A 26,833-nucleotide genomic window follows, 5' to 3' on the forward strand; every position below is an offset into this window, starting at 1 on the left:
TTCGAACCTTATCCGTTTCGGGCGTCGCGGTGCTGGTCGACACCCCGGGTGGGTCGCGCGAGTTATGCACTCGGACACCGCGAGTTGTGCGTTCAGGCACCGCGAAATGTGCACTCGTGACCCCGACCTCGCGAGTCCTCCGCTCGGACACCCTGAAATACGCGTTCGGGCGGTGTGAAACTCGCGCTCGGGATCCTTCGACCGGGCAGGGTCGGTGGGGCGGGTGTGTGCTGGACGTGGCGGTACGGGTGGAGGGGGTTCTTGTGGCCACTGTGGAAGCGGGGCGGGTGGTCTGGTTTCGGGAGTTCGGGGTCTTCCGGGAGTTCGGGGTCTCGCTTCGTTTTGGCGCGGGCGGTCGGAAAACGGGTGCGTGGTGGGGTCCTCCCCGCGATCGACACAGTGTCACCGGGTCACTACAGTGGCGCGGTCCACTGATCGACTCCAGTCTCGGCAGGCGGGTGCCATGACACTGAGACGGTTCGGCGTTCTTGTGGGCCTGGTCTGTCTTGTGGTCTTCGTGCTGGTCTGTCTGGTCGTGTCGGGCGTACTCGGGCGGCAGTGGTCGTTGGTCGTCGACAAGTTCGGGCAGCTCGGGTTCGCGTCCGCGGCGGCTGTGCGGTTCTGGCGCAGTGGCGCACGGCGGGTCGGCGCCGCCCGGCGGTGGCGGTGGTGGATGGCGGCTGCCATGGGTGCCCTGGTGGTCGGGCTGGGATCCTGGATCTGGGGGCAGATCTTCCTCGGGGTCTCCCTGCCCTCGACCACGGTCGCCTCGGTCGGGTTTTTACTGGTCCCCGCGTTGGCCCTGTGTGCCGTGCTGGTCCTGGGGCACGGTGGCAGCGGGTCGTTGCCCGCCCATCGCAGTCGCGTGGTCGTGGTGCTCGACGGGGTGATCGTCGTCGGCTCCCTGTTCGTCCTGACGTGGGTCTCGCTGCTGGAGTCCGTGGTCCGGGCCTGGGCCACGTCGGGACCCGGGTTCGCGACCGTCGTGGCGCACCCGGCGGCCTACGTGGTGTTGATGGTGGCGTTGCTGGTCTCGTCCTGGACGCATCGGGCGGTGCGACAGCTGCCGATGTTGTTCGTGGCGTTGGCGGCCGTGGCCCAGTCGTCCTCCGGGTGGGCGTTCGCCTACCTGGTGAGCCAGGGCGCCGGTTCGATACCCACCGTCGCCGACATCGGGTTCATGGTCTCGCCCGCCCTGTTCTTCCTCGCCGCGTTCGCGCCCGGCGCGGGGCGGCGGGATCGGGCCGTGCCCGGACGACTGGGTGCGGGCGAGTTGCTGCACCTGCTCGTCCCCTACCTGCCGATGCTGGTCACAGGCCTGTTCATCGTCGTCGGCACGGCCACCGGGGTGCGGCTCAACCCCCTGGAGATCTACGTCGGACTCGGGGTCGTGCTGTTGGTCATCGCACGCCAGCTACTCACCCTGATCGACAACGTCCGCCTGCTCGACCAGCTCCGGATCAGTCGCGAACGCCTGCGCCACCAGGCCTACCACGACCCGCTCACCGGGATCGCCAACCGCGTCCTGTTCCGCGAGCACCTCGACCAGGCCCTCGACGGCTCCGACCCGGTCGTCGTGCTGTTCATCGACGTCGACGGGTTCAAGCGGATCAACGACGAGTACGGGCACGCCGAAGGCGACACGATCCTCCAGGTCGTGGCCGCCCGCCTCAAAGGTTGTGTCCGCGCACACGACACGGTCGCCCGGCTGGGCGGGGACGAGTTCGGCGTCCTGGTCACCGGCTACGAGCAGGCGCCCGAGGAGATCGGCGAACGCGTGCTCGACGCGTTGCGCGAACCGCACGCCACGGCCGCCGGCGAGCACACGATCCGGGCCAGCGTCGGCATCGCGCACCGGGCCCGTGCCGAGCGCGGGCCGACCTCCGACGACCTGCTCGGCAGCGCGGACGCGGCGATGTACGCGGCGAAACGGATGGGGAAGGGCATGGTCGTGGTGCACGGCACGGTCGAGGCGGAGCTGTCGTGACGCCGGAGGAGGCGATCCGCGAACTCGGTCTGGAGCCGTTGCCGATCGAGGGTGGCCACTGGTCGCAGTCGTGGCGTTCGCCCGAGGTGTCCGCGATCCACTACCTGCTCGAGGCGCCCGAGTTCTCGGCCGTGCACCGGCTCGACCACGTGGAGATCTACACGTTCCACGCGGGCGACCCGTTGCGCATGCTGCTGCTGCACCCCGACGGCACGGTCACCACGCCCGTGCTCGGCCTGGACCTCGCGGCCGGACAACGGCCGCAGGTGGTCGTGCCCGCCGGGGTGTGGCAGGCGAGCGAACCGGACGGCGGGTGGTCACTGGTCGGCACGGTCGTGGTCCCGCCCTACACCGACGACATCGTCACGTTCGCCCACGCCGACGAGATCGCGCCCGCCTACCCCTCGCACGAGGGGCAGGTCAGGCGCCTCTGCCGGTTCTAGCCGAGCTTGCGCAGCAACGGCAGCACATCTTCGGCGAACTGGCCCAGGAACCGCTCCTGGTCGTGACCGGGTCCGTGGAACACCAGGTGGTTCAACCCGGCGTCGACGTACGGCTTGATCCGCGCCACGGCCTCGGCCGGGTCGGAGGCGACGATCCAGCGCTTCGCGACCTGCTCGATCGGCAGTTCGTCGGCCAGCCGTTCCATCTCCTCGGCGCTGTCCACACTGTGCTTCTGCTCGGGCGTGAGCGACAGCGGCGCCCAGAACCGGGTGTTCTCCAGCGCCGCCGCCGGGTCGCGGTCGTAGGACAGCTTGATCTCGATCATCCGGTCGATGTCGTCGAACGAGCGGCCCGCCTGTTCCGCGCCCGCCTTCACAGCCGGGATGAGCTGCTCGGTGTACAGGTCCATGCCCTTGCCGGACGTGCAGATGAACCCGTCGCCCGCGCGGCCCGCGTACCTGGCCACGGTCGGTCCGCCGGCCGCGACGTACACCGGCACGGGCCGCTCGGGCCGGTCGTACACGTTGGCGTTGACGAGCTTGTAGTACTCGCCGGCGAAGTCCACGTGCTGCCCGGTCCACAGCTCGCGCACGAGTTTCACGGCCTCGCGCAGCCGGGCGAAGCGCTCCTTGAACTCGGGCCACTCGCGGCCGGACACGGCGATCTCGTTGAGCGCCTCACCGCTGCCGACGCCGAGGAACACCCGGCCCGGGTAGAGCAGGCCGAGGGTGGCGAACGCCTGCGCCACCACGGCCGGGTTGTACCGGAACGTCGGGGTCAGGACGCTGGTGCCGAGCGTGACGCGCTCGGTCCGCTCCCCCACCGCGGCCAGCCACGCCAGCGCGAACGGCGCGTGCCCGCCCTCGTGCCGCCACGGCAGGAAGTGGTCGGACACGGTCACGCTGTCCAGGCCGACCTGTTCGGCCCGGACCGCGTACTCCACCAGGTCACGCGGACCGAACTGCTCCGCGGACGCCTTGTACCCGAATTTCAACGCCATGAGCCGCCCCTGTGTCGTCGTCGAAGCCCCGGGAGGGGCAAGTCCGGACCCGGCCCACGGTATTCCCTCAGCCCATGGTCTTCTGGCCGTCGATCGACTCGCGGATGATGTCGGCGTGGCCCGCGTGCTGCGAGGTCTCGGCGATCACGTGCTGGAGCACGAACCGGTTGGACCACTTGGCGCCGGGCGGGAACCAGGGCGCCTCGGGCAGCGGGTGTTCGTCGTCCAGGTCGAGCGTGGCGATGATCGCCTCGGTCTTCGTGGCGGTCTCCTCGTAGTCCTCGAGCAGGCCGTCGAGCGTCTCGCCGGGCAGCATGCGGTGCTGGTCCTCCCAGTTCTGCCCCTCCCAGCCCGCGTTCATCAGCTCGGCACCGCCGACCGCGAACCGCAGCCACGACTCCTCGACGCCGCGCACGTGCTTGATCAGACCGCCGATGCACAACTGGCTGACGGTGGGGCGGGACGCCGCCTGCTCGTCGGTCAGGGCCTGCGCGGTGTGCCGCAGGAAGCCGCGCTGACGGGCCAGCATGGCGATGAGGTCGGTCTTCTCGGACATTCGGTGCTCCTTCTTGGTTCCGTGTGCCACCACGGTAGGAGCAATAGCGGACAGGTTCGGTCCTCATTCGCACACCCGGTGGAAAATTCGTCTCCGATCTACCCTCCGGTGGTGAACCTGCCCGTCCGCCCTCCGGTACGGCCGATGCTGGCCAGGGCCGTGCGCGAGGTGCCGCGCGGCGCCGGCCTGGTATACGAGCCGAAGTGGGACGGCTTCCGCTGCGTGGTGTTCCGCGACGGCGCGGGGATCGAGCTGGGTTCACGCAACGACCGGCCGTTGACGCGGTACTTCCCCGAGGTGGTCGAACTGCTCGCGGCCGGGCTGCCGGACCGGTGCGTGGTCGACGGGGAGATCGTCGTCGTGACACCCGATGGGCTGGATTTCGGCCTGCTGCAACTGCGCCTGCACCCGGCCGCGTCGCGGGTGCGCCGGCTCGCCGCCGAGACGCCCGCGTCGTTCGTGGCGTTCGACCTGCTCGCACTGGCCGACCGATCGCTGCTCGACGTGCCGTTCGGGCGCCGGCGCGAGCTGCTGGTCGAGGCGGTGACCGAGCTGCCGGGCCTGTACGTGACGCCGTGCACCGACGACCCGGACGTGGCGCAGGACTGGTTCACGCGGTTCGAGGGCGCCGGGTTCGACGGCGTGGTGGCCAAGGACGTCGATCTGCCCTACCAGCAGGACAAACGCGTCATGTGGAAGGTCAAGCACGAACGGACGGCCGAGTGCGTCGTGGCCGGATTCCGGTGGCACAAGGACGGCGAAGGCGTCGGCTCGCTCATGCTCGGCCTGTTCGACGACGTGGGGTTGCGCAGCGTCGGCGTGGCGTCGAGTTTCAGCGCCGCGCGCCGGGTCGAACTGCTGGCCGAGTTGGCGCCGTTGCGCGAGAACGCGCTCGACGGGCACCCGTGGGCGGACTGGGTCGGCGACCCGACCGGCGCGCCGAGCCGGTGGAACCCGGACAAGACGCTGACCTGGGAACCGGTCCGCACCGAACTGGTCGCCGAGGTGCGCTACGAGCACGTGCACGACCACCGGTTCCGGCACACCGCCCGGCTGGTCCGCTTCCGCCCCGACCGCGATCCGGCGTCGTGCACGTTCGCGCAGCTCGAGGAGGTGGCACCCGCGGAACTCGCGGCGATCTTCGCGGTGCCGGTCCCCTCGGCGCCGAATCCCTCAGGCGAGCACGACGATCGTCGCGTTGAGCATCGTGGCGAACCCGACCCACAGCAGGTAGGGCACGAGCAGCAGCCCGGCGACGAGGTGCCGGCGGACGAACAGGGCGAGCAGCAGCGCGATCACCACTAGCAGCGCCACGATGTCGACGAACGCGAACCCGAGCTTCCCGGCACCGAAGAACAGCGGCGTCCACGCGGCGTTGAGCACGAGCTGCACGCCGTACACGACGTGTTCCCAGACCAGGCCGTGCCGCTGCCAGACCAGCCAGCCCGACAGCGCGATCAGCACGTAGAGCACCGTCCACACCGGACCGAACAGCCAGGCCGGCGGCGCGAAGTCGGGCAGCGTCAGGCTCTCGTACCGCTCGCCCGCCGACGTCGCGGCCAAGGCGCCGATCAGGGCCGTCACCCCCACGGCGGCGGCGAACGCGACGAGTCCGAGCACCGGGCGCGACCGCTGACCGATCATGTGGTCGAGACTATTGCCCGATCGGGCGACCCGCACGCCGGGAAGGGCCGGGTGCGGGGTCCTCCGCGCCCCGGAGGACCCCGCACCCGGGGTCACGGTTCGTCGTGGTCGACCACGACGACGGTCACGTTGTCCCGCCCGCCGGCCAGGACCGCGCGCCGGACCAGGGTGGTCGCCGCCTCCTTGGCGTCGGGCAGGGCGTCGAGGATGTCCGCGATCTCCTGGTCGGGCAGCTCGTTGGTCAGCCCGTCCGAGCACACCAGGAACCGCTCCCCCGGCTCGGGCGGGAACACCCACTGGTCGGGTTCGGGGGCCACGCGGGCGCCGAGCGCGCGGGTGATCACGTTGCGCTGCCGGGCGGTGCGGGCCTGCTCGGCGGTCATCGCACCGGACGCCACCAGGGCGGCGGCCTCGGTGTGGTCGGCGGTCAACGGCACGAGTCCGCCGCCGACGTGCCGGTACACCCGCGAGTCGCCGATGTTGAACACGGCCCAGTGCGGCGAGCCGTTGAACCCGGTCAGCACCAGGCCGGTGGCCGTGGTGCCCATGCCGGCGCGGTCGGGGTCGGCGTCGGCGGCGTCGCGGATGGCGTCGTTGGCCGCGACGAGCACGGCCCTGATGTGCTCGGGACGCGGCTCGTCCACCTCGTCGAGGCCGCGCAGGGCGTCGACGGCCATGGCGCTGGCGACCTCGCCCGCCGCGTGGCCGCCCATGCCGTCGGCCACGGCGAACACCCGCCGCCCGACCAGCAGGCAGTCCTCGTTGGACGTGCGCACGAGCCCGACGTGCGTGGCGGCGCCGACGCGCAGCGGGCCGATCACCGGGTCACCAGCTCGGCGATCCGGGCCACGGCGAGGTCGCGCGAGGACGGGCTGGTGCGCGTCGGTGACGCGAGCGTGTCCGACATCGACCACGTGCCGTCGTCGTCCACGGCCACCGCGAGGTCGACGCTGCCGGTGGCGCCGGCCGTGCGCACGAGCAGCGTGGACCGCCGCTTGCCGGTCAGGTGCCGGTCGAGGAACCGGGCGACCTGGTCGCGCAACGACTCGGCGCGGCCGGGCCGGTGGGCGGTGAACCGGTCGGGCCGGGCCGACACCAGTCCGATGTGGACACCGGGGCCGGTGAGCAGGTGCGCGACGACCGGACGGTCGCCGTCCCAGCCCAGCAGCCTGATCAGCCGGTCCGCCCGGGACAGGCCGTCGGCCACCGCCGCCACCGCCGCCGCGAACACCACCCGCCCGCCGGCGAACCGGCACAGACCGCGCGCGGTCAGCGACCGGCCGCCCGCGTCCGCGTCGGCGGGCGCGAGATGGAGTTCGGTGCGCAACGAGTCCAGCGCGGGCGGTCGCACCCGGAGCAGGAACTCGACTTCGGCACGGCTGAGGGCGAGCGGATCGACCATGGTTCCTTCCTGACGCCGGCGTCCGGTCGGGACGCCGCTCAACGAAGGTCATCGCCGCATCCGTCGGGAATGTTGCACCCGGCACGCACCGTCAGCGGCACTCGTCACACGGTCAGTCGCGGGACGGCGGGGAACGTTCGCACTTTCGTCGTAACCCCCGGTCCGGAACCGGGTCGAATCGGCTTCGGTCCGATCTGGACGTCACTCCACCGCGCAGATCCGTCCCCCGATCAGTTGAAGACCCGCCGGCCGTCGACGTGCAGCTCGACCCGGCCGCCGTAGAACGCCACCAGCCCGGCGATCGGCGCGCTCTCCGGCAGCGGTGTGCGGTACCCCCACGCGACGTCCTCGTGCACGCGTCCATCCAGGACCGCGGACCAGTAGGACGCGGTGCCCTTGTAGGGGCAGGAGGTGGTCGTGGCCGTCGGTCGCAGCACCTCTTGGCGCACGTCGGCGAGCGGGAGGTAGTACCGCGGCGGCAGGCCGGTCTCGAACAGCACGACCGGACGACGCGACTCCGCGATCACCACGCCGTCGATCACCACGCGCACGTGCCTGCTGGAAGGCAACGCGTCCACGCGCACGTAAGGGTCACGCGGGTGCACGTAGACGGGCTGGTCCTCCTCGAACCACTCGTCGAACGCGTCCCACTCCAGCCGGACCAGGTCGCGCAGTTCCGGCTCGGGACGGGTCAGCGCCGCGTTCCGCGCGGTCGTGCCGCCCACCGTGACGTCGTGGACGACGGCGCCGTCCCGGGTCTCGCCGGTCGGGGTGAGCGTGGCGGGCACGTCGGCCGCCGGGAAGTAGTAGGTCGGGCAGTAGGGCTTCTCCCACACCAGCACCGGACGCGTGGTGTCCGCGGCCGGCACGCCGCCGAGGAAGGCGCGGACCCGCTTCGCGCCTTCCTCGAGCCGGATCGTTTCGCTCATGCGGTCGACGCTACGCGCCGCCGACCCGGCGCCCGGTAGGCGAGATCCCACACCCACTCGACCGGCCCGCGCCGGAACCGCTTGGTCCACCACGTGGCCGCGACCAGCAGGAACGTGGCGATCACCAGCCAGACCGCGACCGTGTACGCCGCGCCGAACCGACCGAACGCGGCGGTGAGGTCCAGGCCCCAGCCGTAGCAGAGCGCGGCGGCCAGGACGTTCTGCGCGATGTAGCAGGACAGCGCGGTCCGGCCGACCGAGGTCAGCCCGGTGCGGATCGGTCCGGGCTCGCCCATCCGGTGCACCAGCGCGGTGATCGCGCCGAGCAGGCCGAGCGCCACGAACGGCGCGCAGACGTACCGGTCGACAAGGAACCACTGGCCCGGCGCGAAGGCGGACAGGGCGTTGAGCGGCAGGCCGACGCCGAGCCCGGCGAGTGCGAGCCGGTGCTGGAGGCGTCGACCACGTACCGAGTCCTCCAGCGCACCGGCGCGGAAGAGCAGGATGCCGATCAGGAACAGGACGGTGCTCAGCGGCAGCACCAGCACGCCCTCGGCGCGGAACACCCCGATCAGCTCGATCCGGGTCGCCACCTGCGCGGTCCAGCTGTCGGTCGGGTAGGTCGCCGTCGGCGGTCCGAGGTCGCCGGCGCCCATCAGCACGACCGTGAGCAGGCCGACGACCGCCAGGTGCAGCGCGCCGAACGCGACGAGCCACCGCCGCACGACCCGGTCCGGGCGGCCGACCAGGAACGCCACGACCACCGAGACCATGGCATAGAACATCAGCACGTCGAACTCGAACACCAGGACGTAGTGCAACGCCCCTTCGACCAGCAACAACGTCGACCGCCACAGGTAACGGCCGGGCCACCGCGTCCCGCGCCTCACCGCCGACCGGTGCTGGACCGCCAGCCCGATGCCGAACAGGATCGACAGCAGACCGAGGAACTTCCCGTTGGACAACGCGGTCAGCGCGGTCTCGGCGGTCCCGCCGCCGGCGAAGAACCCGCTGGGTCCCGCCGGATCCGTGAAGATCCAGATGTTGGTGCCCAGCGTGCCCAGGATGGCCACTCCGCGCAGCACGTCGAGCGCGACGATTCTCCCCATGCCGCCAGCCTGACCTCCCGACCTCCTCCCCCGCGTCGGTCGTTCAGCCACCCCGACGTCCGACCTTCGGACGACCCGACCCGCGAGTCCTCCACTCGGACACCCCGAAATACGCGCTCAGGGACCTTCGATCGGGTGATCCGCGACCGCGTGCTCGTGGTCCAGCAGCTGCGCCGCCCGGTCGACCAACAGCCGGTAGTCCGACTCCCGGGCCATCGCCGCCGCCCGTGCCGCGTGGTCCCGCGCCTCCGCCGGGTCGTCCGCCACGACGGCCAACCCCAGCAGGCCCTCCACCGCCGCGTACCGGACCCGGGCCGACATGGCCAGGTCCAGCGCCGTCCGGTGGTGGCGGCGCGCGGCCGGGCGGTCGCCCCGCACCGCGTCGACCCGGCCCAGGACGTTGTGCGCGTTGGCCTGGTGCTGACGGTCGTGCGTCTCGAACGCCTCGGCCAACGCCTCCCGGGCCAGCCGGTCCGCCTCGGCCGGTCGGCCCAGGTCCAGGTGCACCGCCGCGAGGTTGCGCAGCACGTCCGACAGCCCGCTGCGGTGCCCGGTCAGGTCCATCAGCTCCCGCGCCCGCTCCAGGTGGCTCAACGCCTCCACCGGTCGCCCCATCGTGTGCAACGTCTGCCCGATCTCGCCGAGCGTCACGGACATGCTGGACTGGCCGCCCAGCCGCAGGTCCAGCTCCAACGCCTGCCCGTGCAGCTCGAACGCCTCGTCCAGGCGGCCGAGTTCGCGCAGCACGATCGCCAGGTTCGCGATCGCGGTCGTGGTGCCGCCCTCGTTGTCGCTGCGCGCGTGCAGGTCACGTGCCCGCATCAGCTGGTCGGCGGCCAATGCGGGCTTGCCGCGCCGCCAGTGCACGCCCGCCAGGTTCGACCGCGCCGCCGCCTCGATGCGGATCCACCCGAACCGCCCGGCGATCTCCAGGCTGCGCGAGTAGTAGCGCACGGCACCGTCGTGGTCGGAGAGCTTGAAGCGCAGGTCGGCCAGGCTGAGCAGGGCCGCCGCCTGGCCCTCGTCGTCGCCGCACGCGATCGCCGCCGCCAGCCCGCCCTCGGCCGTCGTGCGCCAGCCCGTGGCGTCCATGCGGTGCCAGAAGAACCCGCGCAGCACGTCCGCGAGCCGGCTCGCCGCCCACCCGCGGGCCGCCGCCGTGATCGCGATCAGGTTGTTGCGCTCGGCCTCCAGCCAGCGCTGGCCGGACAGCTCGTCGGGGATGTCGGCGATCGGGCCGCACGACTCGCCGACCGAGAGCCGGGTCTTGATCGGGTACAGCCGGGTCGCGGCCCGGTCGGCGCTGTGCAGGTACCAACTCTCCAGCCGGCCCAACGCCGCCGGGTCGCGCTCACGGCCCTGCTCGGCCGCGTAGAGCCGGACCAGGTCGTGCATCCGGTACCGGCCCGGCACGTGCTGCGCGACGAGGTGCGCCGCCTCCAGCACACCGAGCAGCGACCGGGTCCGCGGCACCGGCAGGTCTGCCATCGCCGCCGCGGCCTCCAGCGGCACGTCCGGTCCGGGCACCAGGCCGAGCAGTCCGAACAGGACGGCCGCGTCCGGCGGCAGCGCGCCGTACGACCACGAGAACACGGTGCGCAGCGCGGCGTTCGGCTCGCCCGCGTCCAACGTGTCCAGCCCGGACTCCTCGGCCAGCGACGCCAGCGTGGCGTTGGGCTGCGCCGCCGCGCGCGCCGCCACGATCCCGATCGCCAGCGGCAGGCCGGCGCACCACCGCAGCAGGTCGGCCGCCGCGTCCGGTTCGGCGTCGACCCGGCTCGCGCCCAGGCGCGTGGTGAACAGGGCGTGTGCCTGGTCGGGTTCCAGCACGTCCAGGGCGACCGCGCGCACGGCGTGCGTCGCGGCCAGCCCGCCCAGCCGGTTGCGGCTGGTCACGAGCACGGCGCAGCGTTCGCCGCCGGGTAAGAGGGGCTGCACCTGCGCGGTGTCGCGGGCGTTGTCCAGCAGCACGAGCATGTGCCGGTCGGCGGTGAGCGTCCGGTACAGCGCGGCCTGGGCGTCGACGTCGCCGGGCATGCGCTCGGCGGGCACGTCCAACGCGTGCAGGAAGCCGCGCAGCGCGGTGCCCGGTGGCGTCGGCCGCCCGCTCGGCTCGAAGCCGCGCAGGTCCGCGTGCAGCACGCCGTCGGGGAACCGGCCCGCGTTGCGATGTGCCCACGACAGCGCGAGCGCGGTTTTGCCGACGCCGCCGATCCCGCTGATCACCGTCACCGCGTCGCCGACCGCGGCGTCCAGCGCGGCCAGTTCCGCCTGCCGCCCGGTGAGCACGCGGGGCGGGGCGGGCAACTGGCGCGGCACGGGCGAGTCCGACAGCAACCGGCGGTGCAGCTCGCGCAGTTCGGCGCCGGGGTCGGTGCCCAGCTCGTCGCGCAACGCGGTACGGGTGCGGCCGAACGCGTCCAGGGCGGCGGCCGTGCGGCCGTCGCGGTACAGCGCCCGGATCAGCTGGGCCGCGATGCGCTCGTCGAGTGGGTGGCGGGCGGCGCGGGCGGCCAGCTCGGGCAGGAGTCCGGCGTGCCCGCCCAGTCGCAGCACGACGTCCGCGTGGTCGATCTGGGCGGCCAGCCGCACGTCCGCCAAATCGCGGCGCAGCTCCACCAGCCACGGCACGTCGAGGCCGGTGAACGGCTCACCGCGCCACAGGTCCAGCGCCTGGGCGTAGAGCGCTCCCGCGGTCTCGTCGACTGTCGTGCGCGCCTTGGCGACCAGGCGCGTGAACCGGTGCAGGTCGATCGCGGCCGGATCGAGGTCGCACGCGTACCCGCCGGCCCGGTGCGTGATCGTCAGGTCCGGCACGACCTGGCGCAGCCGGGTCACGTAGCTGGCCAGCGTCCGCCGGGCGCTGCGCGGCGGGTCGTCCCCCCACACCCGGTCGACCAGCCGGTCGACCGGCACCGCGCGGCCGGGCTCGACCACCAGCGCGACCAGGACGCACACCTGGCGCTGGTGGCCCAGCTCGACCACGCGGTCGCCGACGACCGCGCGCACCTCCCCCAGCACGTCGATCCTCAGCACCACTCCGCCTCCCCAACAGTCGTTCAACCGGTGCTCAACCGCGGTCGTGCAACCTCTCCACCGGGTGGCAGCCGGACGAGGGGTGGGCTGCCGCCGCAGGGTCACCGCCGCCGGGGTCGACGACCACGACACCGACGGCCTCCCGCGCGGAGCGGGCGACGTCTGGTCCGGGCGTCTCCCCCGCGCCGACGGCCGGGGTGCGCGAACGGCTGCGCGCACCCCGGCTGGTCGCAACGCGTGGTCGTCGATCTGTCGACCCCATCAGCCTAGTGAATTAACCCCATCAAGTGGATCAATCCGGCTCCGGGTGGGCGAAATATCCACCGTGTCCACAGGTGCGCCACCTGGACGGTTGGACTTGGTGGGCAACCGGTGGAACGCCCTTGAGGGTCGCCGAAGGTGATCACTACGTTTCGGAGCGTGTCCGGGACGGTTCACCACGGGCACGGAGGGGAAATCCATGTCCGTCTACACCACCGGCCTGCTCTGGGTCGGCGGCGCCGCCGTGTTCGCGTCCCTGCTGGCGTACGTGATCCGCAAGTACGGTCCGGACGAGGGTCGCTCGGAGAACAACGAGGCGGCGGGACAGGTCTTCACGATCGTCGGCGGTCTCCAGGCCGTGCTCGTGGCGTTCGTGCTGATCGCGTTGTTCGACGGTGTCGCCGCGGCGGGCAACGCCTCGTACGAGGAGGCCGACAGCCTGGTCGCGGCCACGTGGGCGGGCGACGCGCTGGGCGAGCGGACCGGCGACGAGGTGCGGCGGCTGTCCCGCGAGTACCTGGAGACCGTGGTCGACGAGGAGTGGCCGCGGATGCGGTCCGGCGACGAGTCCGACGACGCGGGGTGGAGCACGCTCGACCGGCTGCGGCGCGTGATCGCCGAGGCGCCCGCGACCGACGCGTGGCTCGTCGACCGCAAGACCGAGGCCGCCGACAAGCTGTGGCAGGTCTACCAGGCCCGGCAGACCCGGCTCGACTCCGCGACCGAGGGCGTGGACGCCGTGGTGTGGTTCGTGCTCGTGATGGGCGGCATCCTGACGATCGGGCTGCCGCTGCTGTTCGGCGGTCCGCTGATGCGCACGCACGTGATCATCGTGGCGACGCTGGCCGCGACGATCACCCTGCTGCTGTACGCGACCTACCAGTTGCAGAACCCGTTCGGCGGCGGCGCCGAGTTGCAGCCGGACGCGTTCAGCGCGGCGCTGTCGAGACTGTGATGCTCGCGGAACTCGCTTTCTGCGTCTCGATCCACGTCGCGGCGGACGAGGACGGGCCGTCCACCGTGTTCCGGGTCGAACTGCCCGCCGGTGTCGCCCGGCCGCTGGGCGTGCTGCCGGTGCGGGTGACGGCGCTGGGGTACTCGGCCGCGCAGGACCGGCTCTACGGCGTGACGGAGGCCGGGCGGTTCGTGGTGCTGGACCGGAACGGACACCTGCTGGAGACCCGGCGTTCGCCCGAGTTCCGGTTGCGCGCGGTCCAGTCGGGCGCCGTGGTCGGCGACCGGTTCCTGGTGCGGTCCGGCTCGCACCTGATGGCCGTGGACGTCGACCCGGCGAGCCCGGACTACCTGACGGTGGTCGACGACACGCACCTGTCGCCGCTGGGGTACTCGGTGGACGACTTCGACCTGAACCCGGCGGACGGCCTGCTGTACGGGGTGTCGACGTCGTCGGACGGTGCCCGGGTGGTGACGCTGGACCCCGTGAGCGGGAGCGTGCGGGAGGTGCCCGGCACGGGCGACCTGCCCGGTGGCGACGGGTACGGCGCCGTGGTGTTCGGGCGGGACAACGCTTTGTACGCGACCAACAACCGGACGGGTGGCCGCAGCACGTTGTGGCGGATCGCGCTGGACGGGTCGGGCGGCACCGTGCCGCTCGCGTACGGCGGACCGTTGCACACCATCGACGCGAGCGGGTGCCTGTCCGTGCCGCCGGTGCCGGAGGAGCCGCCGCCGAGCCCGCCGCCGTCGCCGACCCCGGTGCCGCCGGTGCCGGGCGTCCCGGCGCCGGAGAACCCGCCGCCGGTGCCGGCGGAACCCACGTCGACCGTGCCGCCGACGTCGCCGACCCCGACGCCGGTGCCGCCGTCGTCGGCCGCCGCGCCGCCGGCGGACTCGCCCGAACCCCCGACGTCCCGCGAGATCCGGGTGCCCGAGGAACGGGCCGCCGCCGCGGAGTCCGGTTCCGCCCGACTGGTCCGCGACCAACGCCGCTGGAGTCTGGCCGTGGTGATCCTGGTGCTGGCGGCCGGGGCGATGGCCCGTGCCTCGGCGCGGCGACGCTGATCGTCCGACGGTGCCCGAATGCACATTTCGTGGTGTCTGAACGCACAACTCGCGGTGTCTGAACGTATGACTCGCGGGTCAGGGGGCGAAGAGGAGGGCCAGGCCGCCGGCGGTGTAGACGACCATCAGCACGAGCAGCGGGACCTGGGCGGTGACCTGGTCGGCCTTGGGCAGCAGGCCGAGCGTGCGGTCGTGGGCGGCGACCACGCCGAGCAGGTGGCCGACCAGCACGGCACCGATCTGCACCGACGACACCACGAGCGGCGCGACCAGTGTCTCGTCGGGGGTGAGGTCGATCCGCAGGAGCAGGGCCGCGGCCCGTTGGCCCTCGACCACGAGCAACGAGTAGTAGTGCGCCACCACGTACCCGGCGACGATCGGCACGAGCGTGGGTGCCAGCGCGGCGGCGAACCCCCTGGTCGCGAGCTGGTACGAACCCGCCACCAGGAGCACCGTCAGGACCAGGCCCAGCCAGTCCGGCACGGGTGACAGCCGGGCCCACGTAGGCGTCCCCCCGATGCTGTCGAACGCGGTGGAGCCCAGGCACACCGCGACGACGGCGACCAGCCCCGGCGCGGGCGGCGTCGCGGCGAGCACGCGGAACGGGTTGCCGCGCACCGGGGACAGCCGGCCCAGCAGCGACGAGTACACCTCGAACCCGTCCGCGTTGGCGAACCAGGAGGCTCCGAAGACCCACCCGCCCGCCAGGTTCAGCGCCGCATAGCCGACCAGGAACCACGGCAGGGCATGGGGTTCGACGAGTTCGACCCAGGTGAACGCCAGCAGGGTCACGGCGGCGGGCCAGTGGCCGAGGCGTTCCGGGTACCGACGGCCCCGCGCCACCAGGACGACCAGGCGCAACGGGTTGAGCACCCGCCACACCGGGCCGAACAGCATCGACAGCACCGCGAAACCGACCCACAGCAGCACGAACACCACGTGCGGCCACGCGGCACCGGGCACGAACGGCAGCCCGGCCGCCACCACCGCCCGCACGATCCACCGCCCGGCGGGCTCGGGCAGGACCAGCGGCGTGAACCGGGGCTTCGTCCACAGCAGACCGAGCGCGAGGAACGACGCCAGCAACGCCACCGCCGCGCCCTGGAGCACCAGGTCCAGGGGCAGCGGCAGGTCGTGCCGGGAACCGACCCCGTGCGCGAGAACGCTCACCGCACCACCAACTGCGCCAACAGCGTCTCCGGGTGGGCCTCGACGTCGAACGTGCCGGTGCGGTCCGCGGTGAACTCCAGCCGGGCGGGCCGGTCGCGGTCGGCCTCGGCGAGCTTGTCGAACCCGTGCACGTGCACGTCGACGGGCTTGTCGCTGTGCACGGTCAGCTTCACCTTGGAGTCCTTGCGGAGTTCCACGCGTCGCGGCGTCGGCTTGTCCGCGAACAGGTCCAGGTCCAGGTCCCCGGCGGGCGGCGCGGCACCGGCGGAACAACCCGCCACGAGGACGAGGGCGAGCAGCAGGACGCGGATCACGAGGACGTTTCCCTTCTCATACGGGCGAATCCGCCGACGGCGAGACCGAGTCCACCGCCGAGCGTGAGGGCGACGAGCAGCCGGTCCAGGTCGGCGGGACCGGCGAACGGCAGGTAGGCGAAGCGGAAGCTGTCGAGGTCCGGGATGCCCGCCACGACGAGCATCGCGCCGACGATCGCGGCCACGAACGCGGTCGCGGGCCGACGGCGGACCGCGGTCACGACGGCGACCGCCGCGAGCGGCCAGCACACCAGGCCGACCCCGCTCGCGCTGATCAGCAGGGGCACGAACGACTGCCCGACCACGACGAGCGTCGAGCCGATCGCGTGCCACACGTGCGCACTGGCGACCACGACCACCCCGATCGCGAGGAGCGCGCGGGACCGGCCGAGCAGCCACCCGCCCAGCGTCAGGGCCGGGATCACCGCCCACCACAACGGGTTCGGGCCGGGCGCCGGTTCGGCCACGCCCTTGATCACCGACGGTCCGATCGCCATCTCCCACGCCACGCGCGTGGTGCGTTCGTCGGCGAACCGCACCACGGCACCGATCTCGACCACCCGGTCCGCCACGGTCACCGCGCCGGTGCCGTGGTTGCGGACCTCGATCTGCGTGCCGTGGTTGACCATGTCGACGGCCACGCCGGGCAGTGGCGGCTCGACCGCCACCACCCGGGCCACCCGGTCGCTGGGCCGCAACCCGCCCGCGTGCGCCGACGCGGGCGGCGCGGCGAGCAGGAGGAAACCCAGCACCAGCAGGACGATCCTCATCGCGCGCGGGTGGGGACCAGCAGCGCGGCCAGCAGCAGGCCGTGCAACGCGGCCAGCACGGGCGCGCCGGTCCACATCTCGGTCACGCTCGGCATGCCGCCCGCGGTGATGCCCGCGACCGCGAAGTAGATCGCCCACGTGGCGAACGAGGACAGCGCGGCGAACAACCGCAACCGACCCGGCGCGTCACCGGACGGCTTGAGCCACCACAGCAGGACGTCGGCGACGACACCCGCGAGCACGAACCCGATCGCGGTGGAGATGTTGGCGTACCCGGCGATGGCCGTGCTCAGCAGCATGCACACCGTGTAGACCAGCGTGGCCAGGCCGAGCGGCGGTCGGAACCGGCGGGCGATCACCAGCAGCGGCACGATCAGCACGATGTTCGTCACCGCGACCGACGCGGCGAGCGTCAGCGTGAACAGGGTCTCGTTGCCCTTGGGGAACGAGAACGCCCGCACGACATCCGCGGACGTCCACACCGTGGCGTCGGCGAACCCGGCGAACAGCAGCACCAGCGAGGTGGTGAACGCCAACGACAGCGCGGCGGGCAGGAACTCCCGCGGCGACGGCCGGTCGCCGAGCTTGACCCACGCGGTGCGCAGCGGCGTGTTCAGGATGATGATCATGGAGGTGATCAGGCCGAGGTGGGTCGGGCTGTAGAGGATGTCCAGGCCGCGCTCGATGCCGAGGAACGTGTGCCACAGGTAGTCGCCGACACCGGACAGCGCGAACAGCGGCAACGCCAGCACCGCCGGTCCGTACCCGGCGGGCACCGCGTCGCGCCACGAGTGGCCGCGCTGCACATTGCGCCAGACCACCCACGAGATCCACGCGGCGGTCGCCGCGAACCCGGAGTAGAACACCGCGTGCCACGGCGTGAAGAAGGTTTCCAGCTCGGGCACGTTGGCGTGTGCCCAGGCGTCGAGGAACAGGCCGATCGAGAACCACGTCCCGAGCAGCACCAGCATGAGGTCCGTGCGGTAGCCCGCCGTGATCCGCCCCTGTAGCGACATGCCACAAGCCTTGCGGGCGCGGGGGTTCGCGGTAACCGGGTCGTCCGCACGGCGTGGTGCGGGTAGCCGCACGACGGGGGTGCGGCCACCCGCCGGGACGATGTCGGCGCCCGCCCGGCGGCGGGCCGGGTTCCGGAGGCGGGCCGGGTTCCGGAGGCGGGCCGGGTTCCGGAGGCGGGCCGGGTTCCGGAGGCGGGCCGGGTTCCGGAGGCGGGCCGGGTTGCGGGGGCGGGCATCACGGCGGGACCGTCGGCGAACCGGGCGTTCCCCGGACGTCCCGGTCAGCCGCCGTTGAGGTGGCGCAGGACGGCGAGCACCCGGCGGTGGTCGTGCGGGCTCGCGGCGAGGCCCAGCTTGGCGAAGATGGCCGTGCAGTGCTTCTCCACGGTGCGCTCGGCGATGTAAAGCCGTTGCGCGATGGCCTGGTTGGTGCGGCCCTCGGCCATCAGCGCGAGCACCGCGCGTTCGCGTTCGGTCAGCACGTCGTCGCGCTCGTCGCGGCGGCGGCCCAGCAGGTGGCGCACCACGTCCGGGTCGAACGCCGAGCCGCCCGAACCGACGCGGCGGATCGCGGCCACGAACTCGGCCACGTCGGACACCCGGTCCTTGAGCAGGTAGCCGACGCCGTCCGTGCCCGCGTCGAGCAGTTCGGCCGCGTAGCTGACCCGGACGTACTGGGACAGCACGAGCACGCCGGTCTCCGGGTACCGGCGACGCAGTTCCAGTGCCGCGCGCAGGCCCTCGTCGGTGTGCGTGGGCGGCATGCGGATGTCGACCACGGCCACGTCCGGCCGGTGCCGGTCGACCTCGGCGAGCAGCCGGTCGCCGTCCTCGACGCCCGCCACGACGTCGACACCGGCTTCGACGAGCAGCCGGCTCAACCCCTCGCGCAGCAGCAGCGAGTCCTCGGCGATCACCACGCGCACCATCGGTCCCCTCCTCGACCGGACGGGATCACGACCCGCACGGCAGTTCCACCCGGACGCTGGTCCCGGTCGGCTCGCTCACGACGCGCATCGTGCCACCCACCGACTCGACCCGGTCGCCGAGTCCGCGCAACCCCGAGCCCGCCGTCGGGTCGGCACCGCCCCGGCCGTCGTCGTCCACGCGCACGAGCAACACCCCGTCGCGGCCGGTGATCCCGATCCGGGTCCGGGTGGCCTCGGCGTGCTTGGTGACGTTCGCCAACGCCTCGGCGACCACGTAGTACGCGGTGGTCTCGACCTGCGGCGGCAGCGGGGTGTCCACGTCGAAGTCGACCTCCACCTGCCGGGCGAGCGCGGCAAGTTCGCGCACCGCGCCGCGCAGACCGCGTTCGGTCAGCACGGGCGGGTGCAGTCCGGTGCACAGGGCGCGCAGGTCGTCGATCGTGGCGAGCACCGACGTCTTGGCCTCGGCGGCCAACGCGGGTCCCCGCTCCGGCGGCAGGCTCTCCGCGAGGCCCAGCGTCATGGCCACGGACAGCAGGCGCTGCTGCACGCCGTCGTGCAGGTCGCGTTCGAGGCGGCGGCGTTCGGTCTCGGCGGCCAGCAGCACGCGGTGCCGCGAGTCGGCGAGCTGCCGCAGCCGGGCGCGCAGCTCGGCGGTGAGCCGTTCGTTCTCCAGTGCCAGTGCGACGGCGGCGCACGCGGCCCGTACCAGGTCGGGGTCGAGTACCGGGTCGTGCAGCAGCACGGCGACCGGCCGGCCGGCGCGGTCGACCCTGGTGCGCACGTGCGGTGCGGCGGGTTCCAGGTCGGCACCGGACTCGTCGACGTAGCGGTCCTGCTCGGCCACCCAGTAGCCGATGCGCAGGCCGGGGTCGTGCAACGCGTCGGCGAGCGCCTCGCGCACGGTCGCCGGGTGGCGGTCGTCGCTGAGGCGGACCACGAGGTCGGCGACCTTGCCCCGGTCCATGCGCCGGCGCAGCAGGCCCGCCAGGTAGGCGGCCGGCATGCCGATCATGGACACGGTCATGATCAGGACCGACGACATGTCGTCGGCGAAGCCCACCGGCTCCCATGCGCCGAAGAACGTGATCGCCACGGCGGAGGCGCCGAGCATCGACGTGAGCGTGCGGCGCTGGGCCGGGCTCGCCACCCGCCACTGGGCGATCAGCAGCGCGAGCATCACGCCGCCGACGGTGAGCGTCATCGGGGTTTCGGTGACGTCGGCGGCGTGCGCCCACGGGGAGTCGGCCGGCGCGAACGACTTGATGCCGGTCAACAGCACGGCTTCGAGATAACCGGCACCGACCGCGAGGCGGCGCGGTGTCGTGCGCAGCCTTCCCGACGGGAACGCGACCAGGACGTGGCCCAGCAGCGCGGGCCACGTCGCGGCGGACAGGCGCAGCGGGTAGGACACGGTCTGGTCGACGGTGAAGTCCAGGAACCAGCCGATGCCGATGAGGACCATCAGCGGACCGATCCGGTTGTGCGGCTGGACCCGGTAAGCGTATGCACCGGCCACCACGTAGACCACGCCGACGAGCACGATCGCGGACAGGACGACCATGGTCGCCACCTTACGGCCGTGATCGGTGCCACCGCGCCGGTCGACGCCGACGGAACCGGCCGTGGCGGCTCTTCCGCGCGGTTCCCGCCAAGGGGGTCGGCGCCGACGGTCGGCGGCGGAATCGGCCGTGGCGACTTTCGAACCCGTGGTCGTCGTGATCTCCGACGCTCGACCGGCCCGACGCGACGGACGGGCCGCCGGTCCCGGACCGCACTTGCGCGGTGCGCGGACGGCGCACCGACTCGGGCTCCGGGCACGGCGGCGTTCGCGGCACCGCGCCGTGTCAGCGCACCGGCTCGGGCGCCGGGCGTGGCACGTACGCGTCGTGCGGGCGAAAGCCGTCGGATTCCAGGCTCGCCAGCGCCTTCCCCCACGACACCGGCAACTTCGGCAGCACCCGGAGCACCGTCCGCATGGTCCGGACGCCCCGGTGGGTGGCGGGGATGATGCGACGGGCCGCCTTCACCGCCATGCCGCGGCTCGCCCGAACGTAGTCGCCGATCGCCGCCTCGTAGGCCGGGAACGCCCGGGTCGTGTCGCCGGACGCGCGGGCCAGTTCGGCGGCGAAGGAGTACGCGCCGACGACCGCGAGGCTGGTGCTGCCCCCGACCGCCGGTCCCGGGCAGTAGCCGGCGTCGCCGACCAGCGCGACCCGCCCGGACGTCCAGCGGTCCAGTTCGACCTGGGTGATCCCGTCGAAGTAGAACGTGCCGTCGAGGTCGGCCAGCCAGCCGGGCACCTTGCCGGGCATCCCCGCGAAAGCCTTGCGCAGCAACGCTTTCTGCCGCTCGACATCGCGGTGGTGGTAGTCGAGCCGCGGACCGCGGAACAGGAACACCGCCCGCGCGTCCTCCCCGGCCCGGTACCCGGTGGCCACGCGGCCGGCGTCGACGTAGCCGATCGAACGGCCGGCCAGGTCCGGGTCGTCCGGGATCGACGCGACGGCCAGGTACGCGCCGACGAACCGCTCGGGCACCTCGCCGAACGCCAGGCGGCGGACGTTCGAGTGCAGTCCGTCCGCGCCCACGACGAGGTCGAACCGCTCACGCGTCCCGCTGTCGAACACGACGTCGTCGCCCAACTCCGCGATCGAGTCGCCGTAGCGGTACTCGATCCGGTCGGACGACGCACCGAGCAGGACCTCGCTCAACTCGTCGCGCATGACCTCGACGTGGTCCTCGGACAGCATTCCGAACACCTTGGCCAGGTGGGCGTCCACGGGCGGCACGCCCGGCGTGTGCAGGGTGATCCGGTCGGTGCCGGTGCGGTGGTCGAGCACGGCGGACCGCAGGCCCATCCGGTCGACGACGTCGAGCGCGGGCGCGAACAGGTCGACCGCGTGGCCGCCGGTCCGGCGCGGCGCCGGCGCGCGTTCCACCACGGTGACGTCGAACCCCCAGTGGTCGAGCCAGTAGGCCACGACCGGTCCGGCGATGCTCGCGCCGGAGACGAGAACCCTCACGAAGACCCCCTCCAGAAAACTTACTTACCGGATGGTAAGTGGAGCGGCGGCCGACGCGCAAACACCTAGACTGCGCGGGTGCCCAAAGACACCAAAGCCCGCGCCCAGGAGGTCGCGCGCGAACTGTTCCGCCGCCAAGGGCTGCGCCGCACCAGCCTCCAGGAGATCGCGGACCGGCTGGGCATCACGAAACCCGCGCTGTACTACCACTTCTCGTCACGCGACGACCTCGTGCGCAGCATCGTGCAGCCGTTCGTCGACGACGGCGACGTCTTCGTCGACCACGTGACGGCACAGCCCGCGATCACGCGCCGCGCCGTGCTGGAGGGCTACTTCGACCTCCACCACCGCCACCGCGAGGTGATGACGCTGGTCCTGCGCGAACTGATCGAACTGTCCGAGCTTGGCCTGGTGAACCGGGTCCTGGCCTGGCGCGACCGGTTGCGCGCGGTCCTGGTCGGCCCGGACGCGTCACTCGCCGACCGGACCAGGGCCACCGTGGCGCTCGGCGGGCTCACCGACTGCGTGCTGGAGTTCCACGACGAGGACGTGGCGGAACTGCGCGTCGTCGCCGTCGACGCGGCCTGCGCGGCGCTCGGCCCCTAACGCGCCGACCCGAGGGCCAGCAGCCCGGACACCGTGACGAACCGGAAACCCTTGGCGCGCAGGCCGTCCACGATCGGGCCGACCGCGTCCCGGCTCGACTTCCGGTTCGCGTACATGCCGTGCAGCAGGATGATCGACCCCGGCCGTGCTTGTTCCACGGTGGACCGGGCGATGGCCTCGGCCGACTTGTCGGCCTCCGGGGAGGAGTCCGGCTCCAGATCCCACATGACCGTCCGACGGTCGTGCCGGGCGAGGTAGTGCGGCAGGGCCACGAGCTTCTTGCCGTACGGCGGGCGGAACGTGATCGGTCCGGTGTAGCCGGTCGCCCGGATCGCGGCGTCGGTGCGCTCGACCTCGTCGGCGACGAAGTCGGACGTCACCAGCACCATCCGCCGGTGCGAGAACGAGTGGTTGCCGATCTCGTGCCCGGCCGCGGCGATCGCCCGCCCCAGGTCCGGGTGCGCGACCAGTTCCCGTCCGGTGAGGTAGAACGTCGCCGGGACGTCCTTGTCCGCCAACGTCCGCAGCAGGTCGGCCGTGCCCGCCGGATCGGGTCCGTCGTCGAACGTCAGCGCCACCACCCGCTGGTCGGTCTCGACCGCGCTGGTCAGGTCCCCGAAGAGCTGGAACGTCCGGGCCGAGGCCAGCCGCCAGCCGCCGACGGCCGTGCCCACCACCACGAGCACGGCGACGACCGCCACGACCACCCACTTGCGCATCCGCCCAGGATGCCCCACCGCATCACGTCACGGGCCGGGCACTCCCCGACCGCACCCGTACCGCACCCGGATCGCTCAGGACGGGTCGTAGGCGAGGTTTGGCCGCAGCCAGCGCTCGATCTCGGCCACGGTCGCACCACGCCGCCGCGCGTAGTCCTCGACCTGGTCGCGGCCGATGCGCCCGACCGTGAAGTAGCGCGACTCCGGGTGCGCGAAGATCAGCCCGCTCACCGCCGCCGCCGGCGTCATGGCGAACGAGTCGGTCAGCGCCAGCCCCAGCTTCTCCGCCTCCAGCAGCGTGAACAGCTCCCGCTTCTGGCTGTGGTCGGGACTGGCCGGGTAGCCCAGCGCCGGCCGGATGCCGCGGAACCGCTCCGCGTGCAGGTCGGCGAGGTCGGGATCGGCGTCCGGCTCGAACCAGTCGCGCCGGACCTGGAGGTGCAGGTACTCGGCGAACGCCTCGGCGAGCCGGTCCGCCAGCGCCTTGACCATGATCGCGCGGTAGTCGTCGTGGTCGCGCTCGTAGGCGGCGGCCAGGTCCTCGGCGCCGTGGACGGCGACCGCGAACCCGCCCAGGTGGTCGCCGCCGTCCGGCGAGATGTAGTCGGCCAGGCAGCGGTTGGCCCGGCTGTCGGGCTTGGCGGTCTGCTGGCGCAGCATCGGGAACGACGGCAGGTCCGGCCCGTCGAGCACGATGTCGTCGCCCTCGGCGTGCGCGGGCCAGAACCCGTACGCGCCGATGGCGTGCATGCTGCCGTCCGCGATGATCTTGTCGAGCATCCGGATCGCGTCGTCGTGCAGCTCGCGCGCGACCGGGTTGTCCAGGATCGCCGGGTACTTGCCCTTCAGCTCCCAGGCCAGGAAGAAGAACTGCCAGTCGATGAACTCGCGCAACGTGGCCAGGTCGGGCGTGAGCGTGCGCAGGCCGGTGAACGCGGGCACGGGCACCTCCGCGAACGACACCTTCTCGGGGTTCGCGCGGGCCTTGGCCAGCGTGAGCAGCGGGGTGCGCAGGCGGGTCTCGTGCTCCGCGCGCAGCCGTTGCTGGTCGGCGCGCGTGGCGGCGGCCAGGGTGACCGCGCGGTCCGCGTCGAGCAGGTCCGACACCACGCCGACGACCCGGGACGCGTCGAGCACGTGCACGGTCGTGGACTCGTAGGCGGGCGCGATGCGCACGGCCGTGTGCTGCTTGGACGTCGTGGCGCCGCCGATCAGCAACGGCAGGTTCATGCCCCGGCGCTGCATCTCCGCGGCCACGCCGACCATCTCGTCCAGCGACGGCGTGATCAGACCGGACAGGCCGACCGCGTCGGCGCCCTCGGCCAGCGCCGTGTCGAGGATGACCGACGCGGGCACCATCACGCCCAGGTCGATCACCTCGTAGTTGTTGCAGCCCAGCACGACGCCCACGATGTTCTTGCCGATGTCGTGCACGTCGCCCTTGACCGTGGCCAGCACGACCTTGCCGTTGCGCCGGGCCTGGCCCTGCGACTCGGCGTCCATGTAGGGCTCCAGGAACGCCACCGCGCGCTTCATCACGCGGGCGCTCTTGACCACCTGCGGCAGGAACATCCGACCCGAGCCGAACAGGTCGCCGACGACCTTCATGCCGTCCATCAGCGGGCCTTCGATCACGTCGAGCGGGCGTGCCGAGGCGTGCAGCGCCTCCTCGGTGTCGGCCTCGATGTAGTCGACGATGCCGTGCACCAGCGCGTGTTCGAGCCGCTTGCCGACCGCGGCCTCGCGCCAGGTCAGGTCGATCTCGCGCTTCTTGCCCTTGCCGCTGACGGTCTCCGCGAGCGTGACGAGCCGGTCGGTCGCGTCCTCGCGGCGGTCGAAGAGCACGTCCTCGACGTGCTCCAGCAGCTCCGGCGGGATGTCCTCGTAGACGGCGAGCTGGCCGGCGTTCACGATGCCCATGTCCAGGCCGAGGCCCACGGCGTGGAACAGGAACGCCGAGTGCATGGCCTCGCGCACGACGTCGTTGCCGCGGAAGGAGAACGACAGGTTCGAGATGCCGCCGCTGATCCGCGCGCCCGGACAGCGCTGTTTGATCAGCGGGATGGCGTCGAGGAACGCCTTGGCGTAGCCGTTGTGCTCGGCGATGCCGGTCGCGACGGCGAGCACGTTGGGGTCGAACACGATGTCGTGCGCGGGGAAACCGACCGTCCCGGTGAGCAGGTCGTAGGCCCGCGCGCAGATGTCGACCTTGCGCCGCGTGGTGTCGGCCTGGCCCTTCTCGTCGAACGCCATGACCACGACGCCCGCGCCGTACTCGCGGATCGTCCGGGCCTGGGCGAGGAACTGCTCCTCGCCCTCCTTGAGGCTGATCGAGTTGACCACGCCCTTGCCCTGGAGGCACTTGAGCCCGGCCTCCAGCACGCTCCACCGCGAGCTGTCGACCATCACCGGGATGCGGGCGACCTCGGGCTCGGTCGCGATCAGGTTGAGGAACGAGGTCATCGCGGCCTCGCTGTCGAGCAGGTCCGCGTCCATGTTGACGTCGAGCAGGTTGGCGCCGCCGCGCACCTGGTCGAGGGCGACGTCCACGGCGGCCTGGTGGTCGCCCGCCTCGATCAGCCGGCGGAACTTCGCCGAGCCGGTCACGTTCGTGCGCTCGCCGATCATGACGAACCCGGTGTCGGCGCCGATCTCGAACGTCTCCAGGCCGCTGAACCGGGTCGCCTCGGCGCGGCGCACCGGCTCGCGGCGGGGCGCGTCGGCCGCGGCACGGGCGATGGCGGCGATGTGGTCGGGGCCGGTGCCGCAGCAGCCGCCGACGACGTTGACGATCCCGTCGTCGGCGAAGCCGCGCAGCAGGGCCGCGGTCTCCTCGGGCTGCTGGTCGTAACCGCCGAAGGCGTTGGGCAGGCCGGCGTTGGGGTGGCACGCGGTGTAGGTGCCGGCCAGGCGTGCCAGTTCGGTGATGTGCGGCCGGATCTCCTCCGCGCCCAGGGAGCAGTTGACGCCGACGACCAGCGGGTCGGCGTGCGCGATCGACTCGAAGAACGCGCCGACGGTCTGCCCGGACAGCGTCCGCCCGCTCAGGTCGACGACCGTGACGGAGATCCACAGCGGCAGGTGCGGGGCGACCTCGTGGGCGGCGGCGATCGCGGCCTTGGCGTTGAGCGTGTCGAAGATCGTCTCGATCAGCAGCAGGTCGACGCCGCCCTCGGCCAGGGCCGCGATCTGCTCGGCGTAGGTGGCCTTGACCTGGTCGTAGGTCTTGGCCCGGTACGACGGGTCGTCGACCTTGGGCGAGAGCGACAGGGCGACGTTGAGCGGGCCGACCGAGCCGGCGACGTACCCGCCGACCTCGTCGGCGGCCTGGCGTGCCAGGCGTGCGCCGTTGAGGTTCATGTCGTACACGAGGTGTTCCAGGCCGTAGTCGGCCTGCGCGATGCCGGTCGCGGTGAACGTGTTCGTGCTGGTGATGTCCGCGCCGGCGGCCAGGTAGCGGCGGTGCGTGTCGAGGATGACGTCGGGCCGGGTGATGTTGAGCAGATCCGGATCGCCGGTGACGTCGTGCGGGTGGTCCTTCAGGAAGTCCGGCCGGTAGTCGGCGGGGGTCAGGCCGGCGGCCTGAAGCATCGTGCCCCACGCGCCGTCGAGGACGACGAGCCGTTCGTCGAGCAGTCTCTTGAGGTTCTCGATCCGACCCATGCGTGACCTCCCGCGTGACGGGAGGCGCCCTTCGTGTCGTCCAAGGGCCGGACGAGCGTGGCGGGCCTTCGCCCGTTGCAGCGCCTCTCGACCGGCCGGTCCACCTTATCGTGCCGTCCGCCCGTCGGTCACCGGGTTCCCCCTGTTGGGATGACCACGCGAGTCCGCCGCCCGGACACCCCGAATTACGCGCTCAGGCACCTCCGACCGGGTACGGCTGGTGCCTGAGC

General features: G+C 72.4%; 22 protein-coding genes and 1 pseudogene. 6 read left to right on the forward strand and 17 right to left on the reverse strand.

What is annotated here, in order from left to right; all coding sequences use genetic code 11:
• Positions 1-463: 463 nt before the first annotated feature.
• On the forward strand, positions 464-1,987 hold the full coding sequence (locus F4559_RS22490; RefSeq protein WP_184671698.1) for a GGDEF domain-containing protein: 1,524 nt from the start codon (positions 464-466) through the stop codon (positions 1,985-1,987).
• A complete protein-coding gene (locus tag F4559_RS22495) occupies positions 1,984-2,430 on the forward strand; it encodes a cupin domain-containing protein (protein ID WP_184671700.1) in 447 nt (148 codons plus the stop codon). Before F4559_RS22490 ends, F4559_RS22495 begins: the two co-directional genes overlap by 4 nt.
• Here F4559_RS22495 and fgd read toward each other — a convergent pair.
• Complete coding sequence (gene fgd, locus F4559_RS22500) at positions 2,427-3,431, reverse strand: glucose-6-phosphate dehydrogenase (coenzyme-F420) (RefSeq protein WP_184671702.1); 1,005 nt, start codon at positions 3,429-3,431, stop codon at positions 2,427-2,429. The genes F4559_RS22495 and fgd overlap by 4 nt on opposite strands.
• Before the next feature lie 67 nt (positions 3,432-3,498).
• Entirely contained in the window at positions 3,499-3,987 is a 489-nt protein-coding gene (locus F4559_RS22505) for a DinB family protein (protein WP_184671704.1), read from the reverse strand.
• Between the two features lie 111 nt (positions 3,988-4,098).
• On the opposite strand from F4559_RS22505, the gene F4559_RS22510 reads away from it, so the two are divergent.
• Positions 4,099-5,292, forward strand: a complete 1,194-nt coding sequence (locus tag F4559_RS22510) for an ATP-dependent DNA ligase (RefSeq protein ID WP_312865775.1) — start codon at positions 4,099-4,101, stop codon at positions 5,290-5,292.
• Here F4559_RS22510 and F4559_RS22515 read toward each other — a convergent pair.
• The 6 genes and pseudogenes from F4559_RS22515 to F4559_RS22535 form a co-directional block, all read right to left on the reverse strand.
• Positions 5,233-5,631 (reverse strand): annotated as a pseudogene (locus F4559_RS22515) (TspO/MBR family protein); the annotation flags it as partial. The gene F4559_RS22510 and the pseudogene F4559_RS22515 sit on opposite strands and share 60 nt — an antisense overlap.
• A gap of 92 nt (positions 5,632-5,723) precedes the next feature.
• Positions 5,724-6,452, reverse strand: coding sequence for a PP2C family protein-serine/threonine phosphatase (locus F4559_RS35420; protein ID WP_312865776.1), 729 nt, complete (start codon positions 6,450-6,452; stop codon positions 5,724-5,726).
• Positions 6,449-7,033 carry a hypothetical protein gene (locus tag F4559_RS35425; RefSeq protein ID WP_246445310.1) on the reverse strand — a complete coding sequence of 195 codons (585 nt, stop codon included), beginning with the start codon at positions 7,031-7,033 and terminating at the stop codon, positions 6,449-6,451. The genes F4559_RS35420 and F4559_RS35425 overlap by 4 nt, the downstream gene beginning before the upstream one ends.
• A gap of 230 nt (positions 7,034-7,263) precedes the next feature.
• Complete coding sequence (locus F4559_RS22525; RefSeq protein ID WP_184671710.1) at positions 7,264-7,962, reverse strand: DUF427 domain-containing protein; 699 nt, start codon at positions 7,960-7,962, stop codon at positions 7,264-7,266.
• Entirely contained in the window at positions 7,959-9,071 is a 1,113-nt protein-coding gene (locus F4559_RS22530) for a DUF418 domain-containing protein (RefSeq protein WP_184671712.1), read from the reverse strand. The genes F4559_RS22525 and F4559_RS22530 overlap by 4 nt, the downstream gene beginning before the upstream one ends.
• Positions 9,072-9,188: 117 nt before the next feature.
• Positions 9,189-12,110, reverse strand: coding sequence for an AfsR/SARP family transcriptional regulator (locus tag F4559_RS22535; RefSeq protein ID WP_184671714.1), 2,922 nt, complete (start codon positions 12,108-12,110; stop codon positions 9,189-9,191).
• A 457-nt stretch (positions 12,111-12,567) separates the two neighbouring features.
• Between F4559_RS22535 and F4559_RS22540 the strand changes: the two genes are divergently transcribed.
• Together F4559_RS22540 and F4559_RS22545 are read left to right on the forward strand one after the other, a co-directional pair.
• Entirely contained in the window at positions 12,568-13,323 is a 756-nt protein-coding gene (locus F4559_RS22540) for a bestrophin-like domain (protein WP_184671716.1), read from the forward strand.
• Positions 13,323-14,390: a DUF6923 family protein gene (locus F4559_RS22545; RefSeq protein ID WP_184671718.1), complete on the forward strand. Its 1,068-nt coding sequence runs from the start codon at positions 13,323-13,325 to the stop codon at positions 14,388-14,390. Before F4559_RS22540 ends, F4559_RS22545 begins: the two co-directional genes overlap by 1 nt.
• A gap of 78 nt (positions 14,391-14,468) precedes the next feature.
• Here F4559_RS22545 and F4559_RS22550 read toward each other — a convergent pair whose 3' ends face one another.
• From F4559_RS22550 to F4559_RS22580, 7 genes are all read right to left on the reverse strand, one after another.
• Positions 14,469-15,560, reverse strand: coding sequence for a hypothetical protein (locus F4559_RS22550; protein WP_184671720.1), 1,092 nt, complete (start codon positions 15,558-15,560; stop codon positions 14,469-14,471).
• Positions 15,557-15,874: a hypothetical protein gene (locus F4559_RS22555; protein ID WP_184671721.1), complete on the reverse strand. Its 318-nt coding sequence runs from the start codon at positions 15,872-15,874 to the stop codon at positions 15,557-15,559. The genes F4559_RS22550 and F4559_RS22555 overlap by 4 nt, the downstream gene beginning before the upstream one ends.
• Positions 15,871-16,644, reverse strand: a complete 774-nt coding sequence (locus F4559_RS22560) for a hypothetical protein (protein WP_184671723.1) — start codon at positions 16,642-16,644, stop codon at positions 15,871-15,873. Before F4559_RS22560 ends, F4559_RS22555 begins: the two co-directional genes overlap by 4 nt.
• On the reverse strand, positions 16,641-17,660 hold the full coding sequence (locus tag F4559_RS22565; RefSeq protein WP_184671725.1) for a hypothetical protein: 1,020 nt from the start codon (positions 17,658-17,660) through the stop codon (positions 16,641-16,643). Before F4559_RS22565 ends, F4559_RS22560 begins: the two co-directional genes overlap by 4 nt.
• Before the next feature lie 281 nt (positions 17,661-17,941).
• A complete protein-coding gene (locus F4559_RS22570) occupies positions 17,942-18,586 on the reverse strand; it encodes a response regulator transcription factor (protein ID WP_312866004.1) in 645 nt (214 codons plus the stop codon).
• A gap of 28 nt (positions 18,587-18,614) precedes the next feature.
• Positions 18,615-20,153 (reverse strand): sensor histidine kinase, encoded by a 1,539-nt coding sequence (locus F4559_RS22575; RefSeq protein ID WP_184671729.1) that lies wholly within the window; start codon positions 20,151-20,153, stop codon positions 18,615-18,617.
• Between the two features lie 283 nt (positions 20,154-20,436).
• The gene (locus F4559_RS22580; RefSeq protein WP_184671731.1) at positions 20,437-21,615 is read right to left on the reverse strand and encodes a Rossmann-fold NAD(P)-binding domain-containing protein; all 1,179 of its coding nucleotides are present in this window, start codon (positions 21,613-21,615) and stop codon (positions 20,437-20,439) included.
• 78 nt (positions 21,616-21,693) lie between these two features.
• Between F4559_RS22580 and F4559_RS22585 the strand changes: the two genes are divergently transcribed.
• Positions 21,694-22,221 carry a TetR/AcrR family transcriptional regulator gene (locus tag F4559_RS22585; RefSeq protein WP_184671733.1) on the forward strand — a complete coding sequence of 176 codons (528 nt, stop codon included), beginning with the start codon at positions 21,694-21,696 and terminating at the stop codon, positions 22,219-22,221.
• Here the strand turns inward: F4559_RS22585 and F4559_RS22590 are convergent.
• Entirely contained in the window at positions 22,218-22,940 is a 723-nt protein-coding gene (locus tag F4559_RS22590) for a polysaccharide deacetylase family protein (protein ID WP_184671735.1), read from the reverse strand. The genes F4559_RS22585 and F4559_RS22590 overlap by 4 nt on opposite strands.
• Before the next feature lie 75 nt (positions 22,941-23,015).
• The gene (gene metH / locus F4559_RS22595) at positions 23,016-26,603 is read right to left on the reverse strand and encodes a methionine synthase (protein WP_184671738.1); all 3,588 of its coding nucleotides are present in this window, start codon (positions 26,601-26,603) and stop codon (positions 23,016-23,018) included.
• Between the last annotated feature and the right edge of the window lie 230 nt (positions 26,604-26,833).

Source organism: Saccharothrix violaceirubra (genome assembly GCF_014203755.1).
GTDB lineage: Bacteria > Actinomycetota > Actinomycetes > Mycobacteriales > Pseudonocardiaceae > Actinosynnema > Actinosynnema violaceirubrum.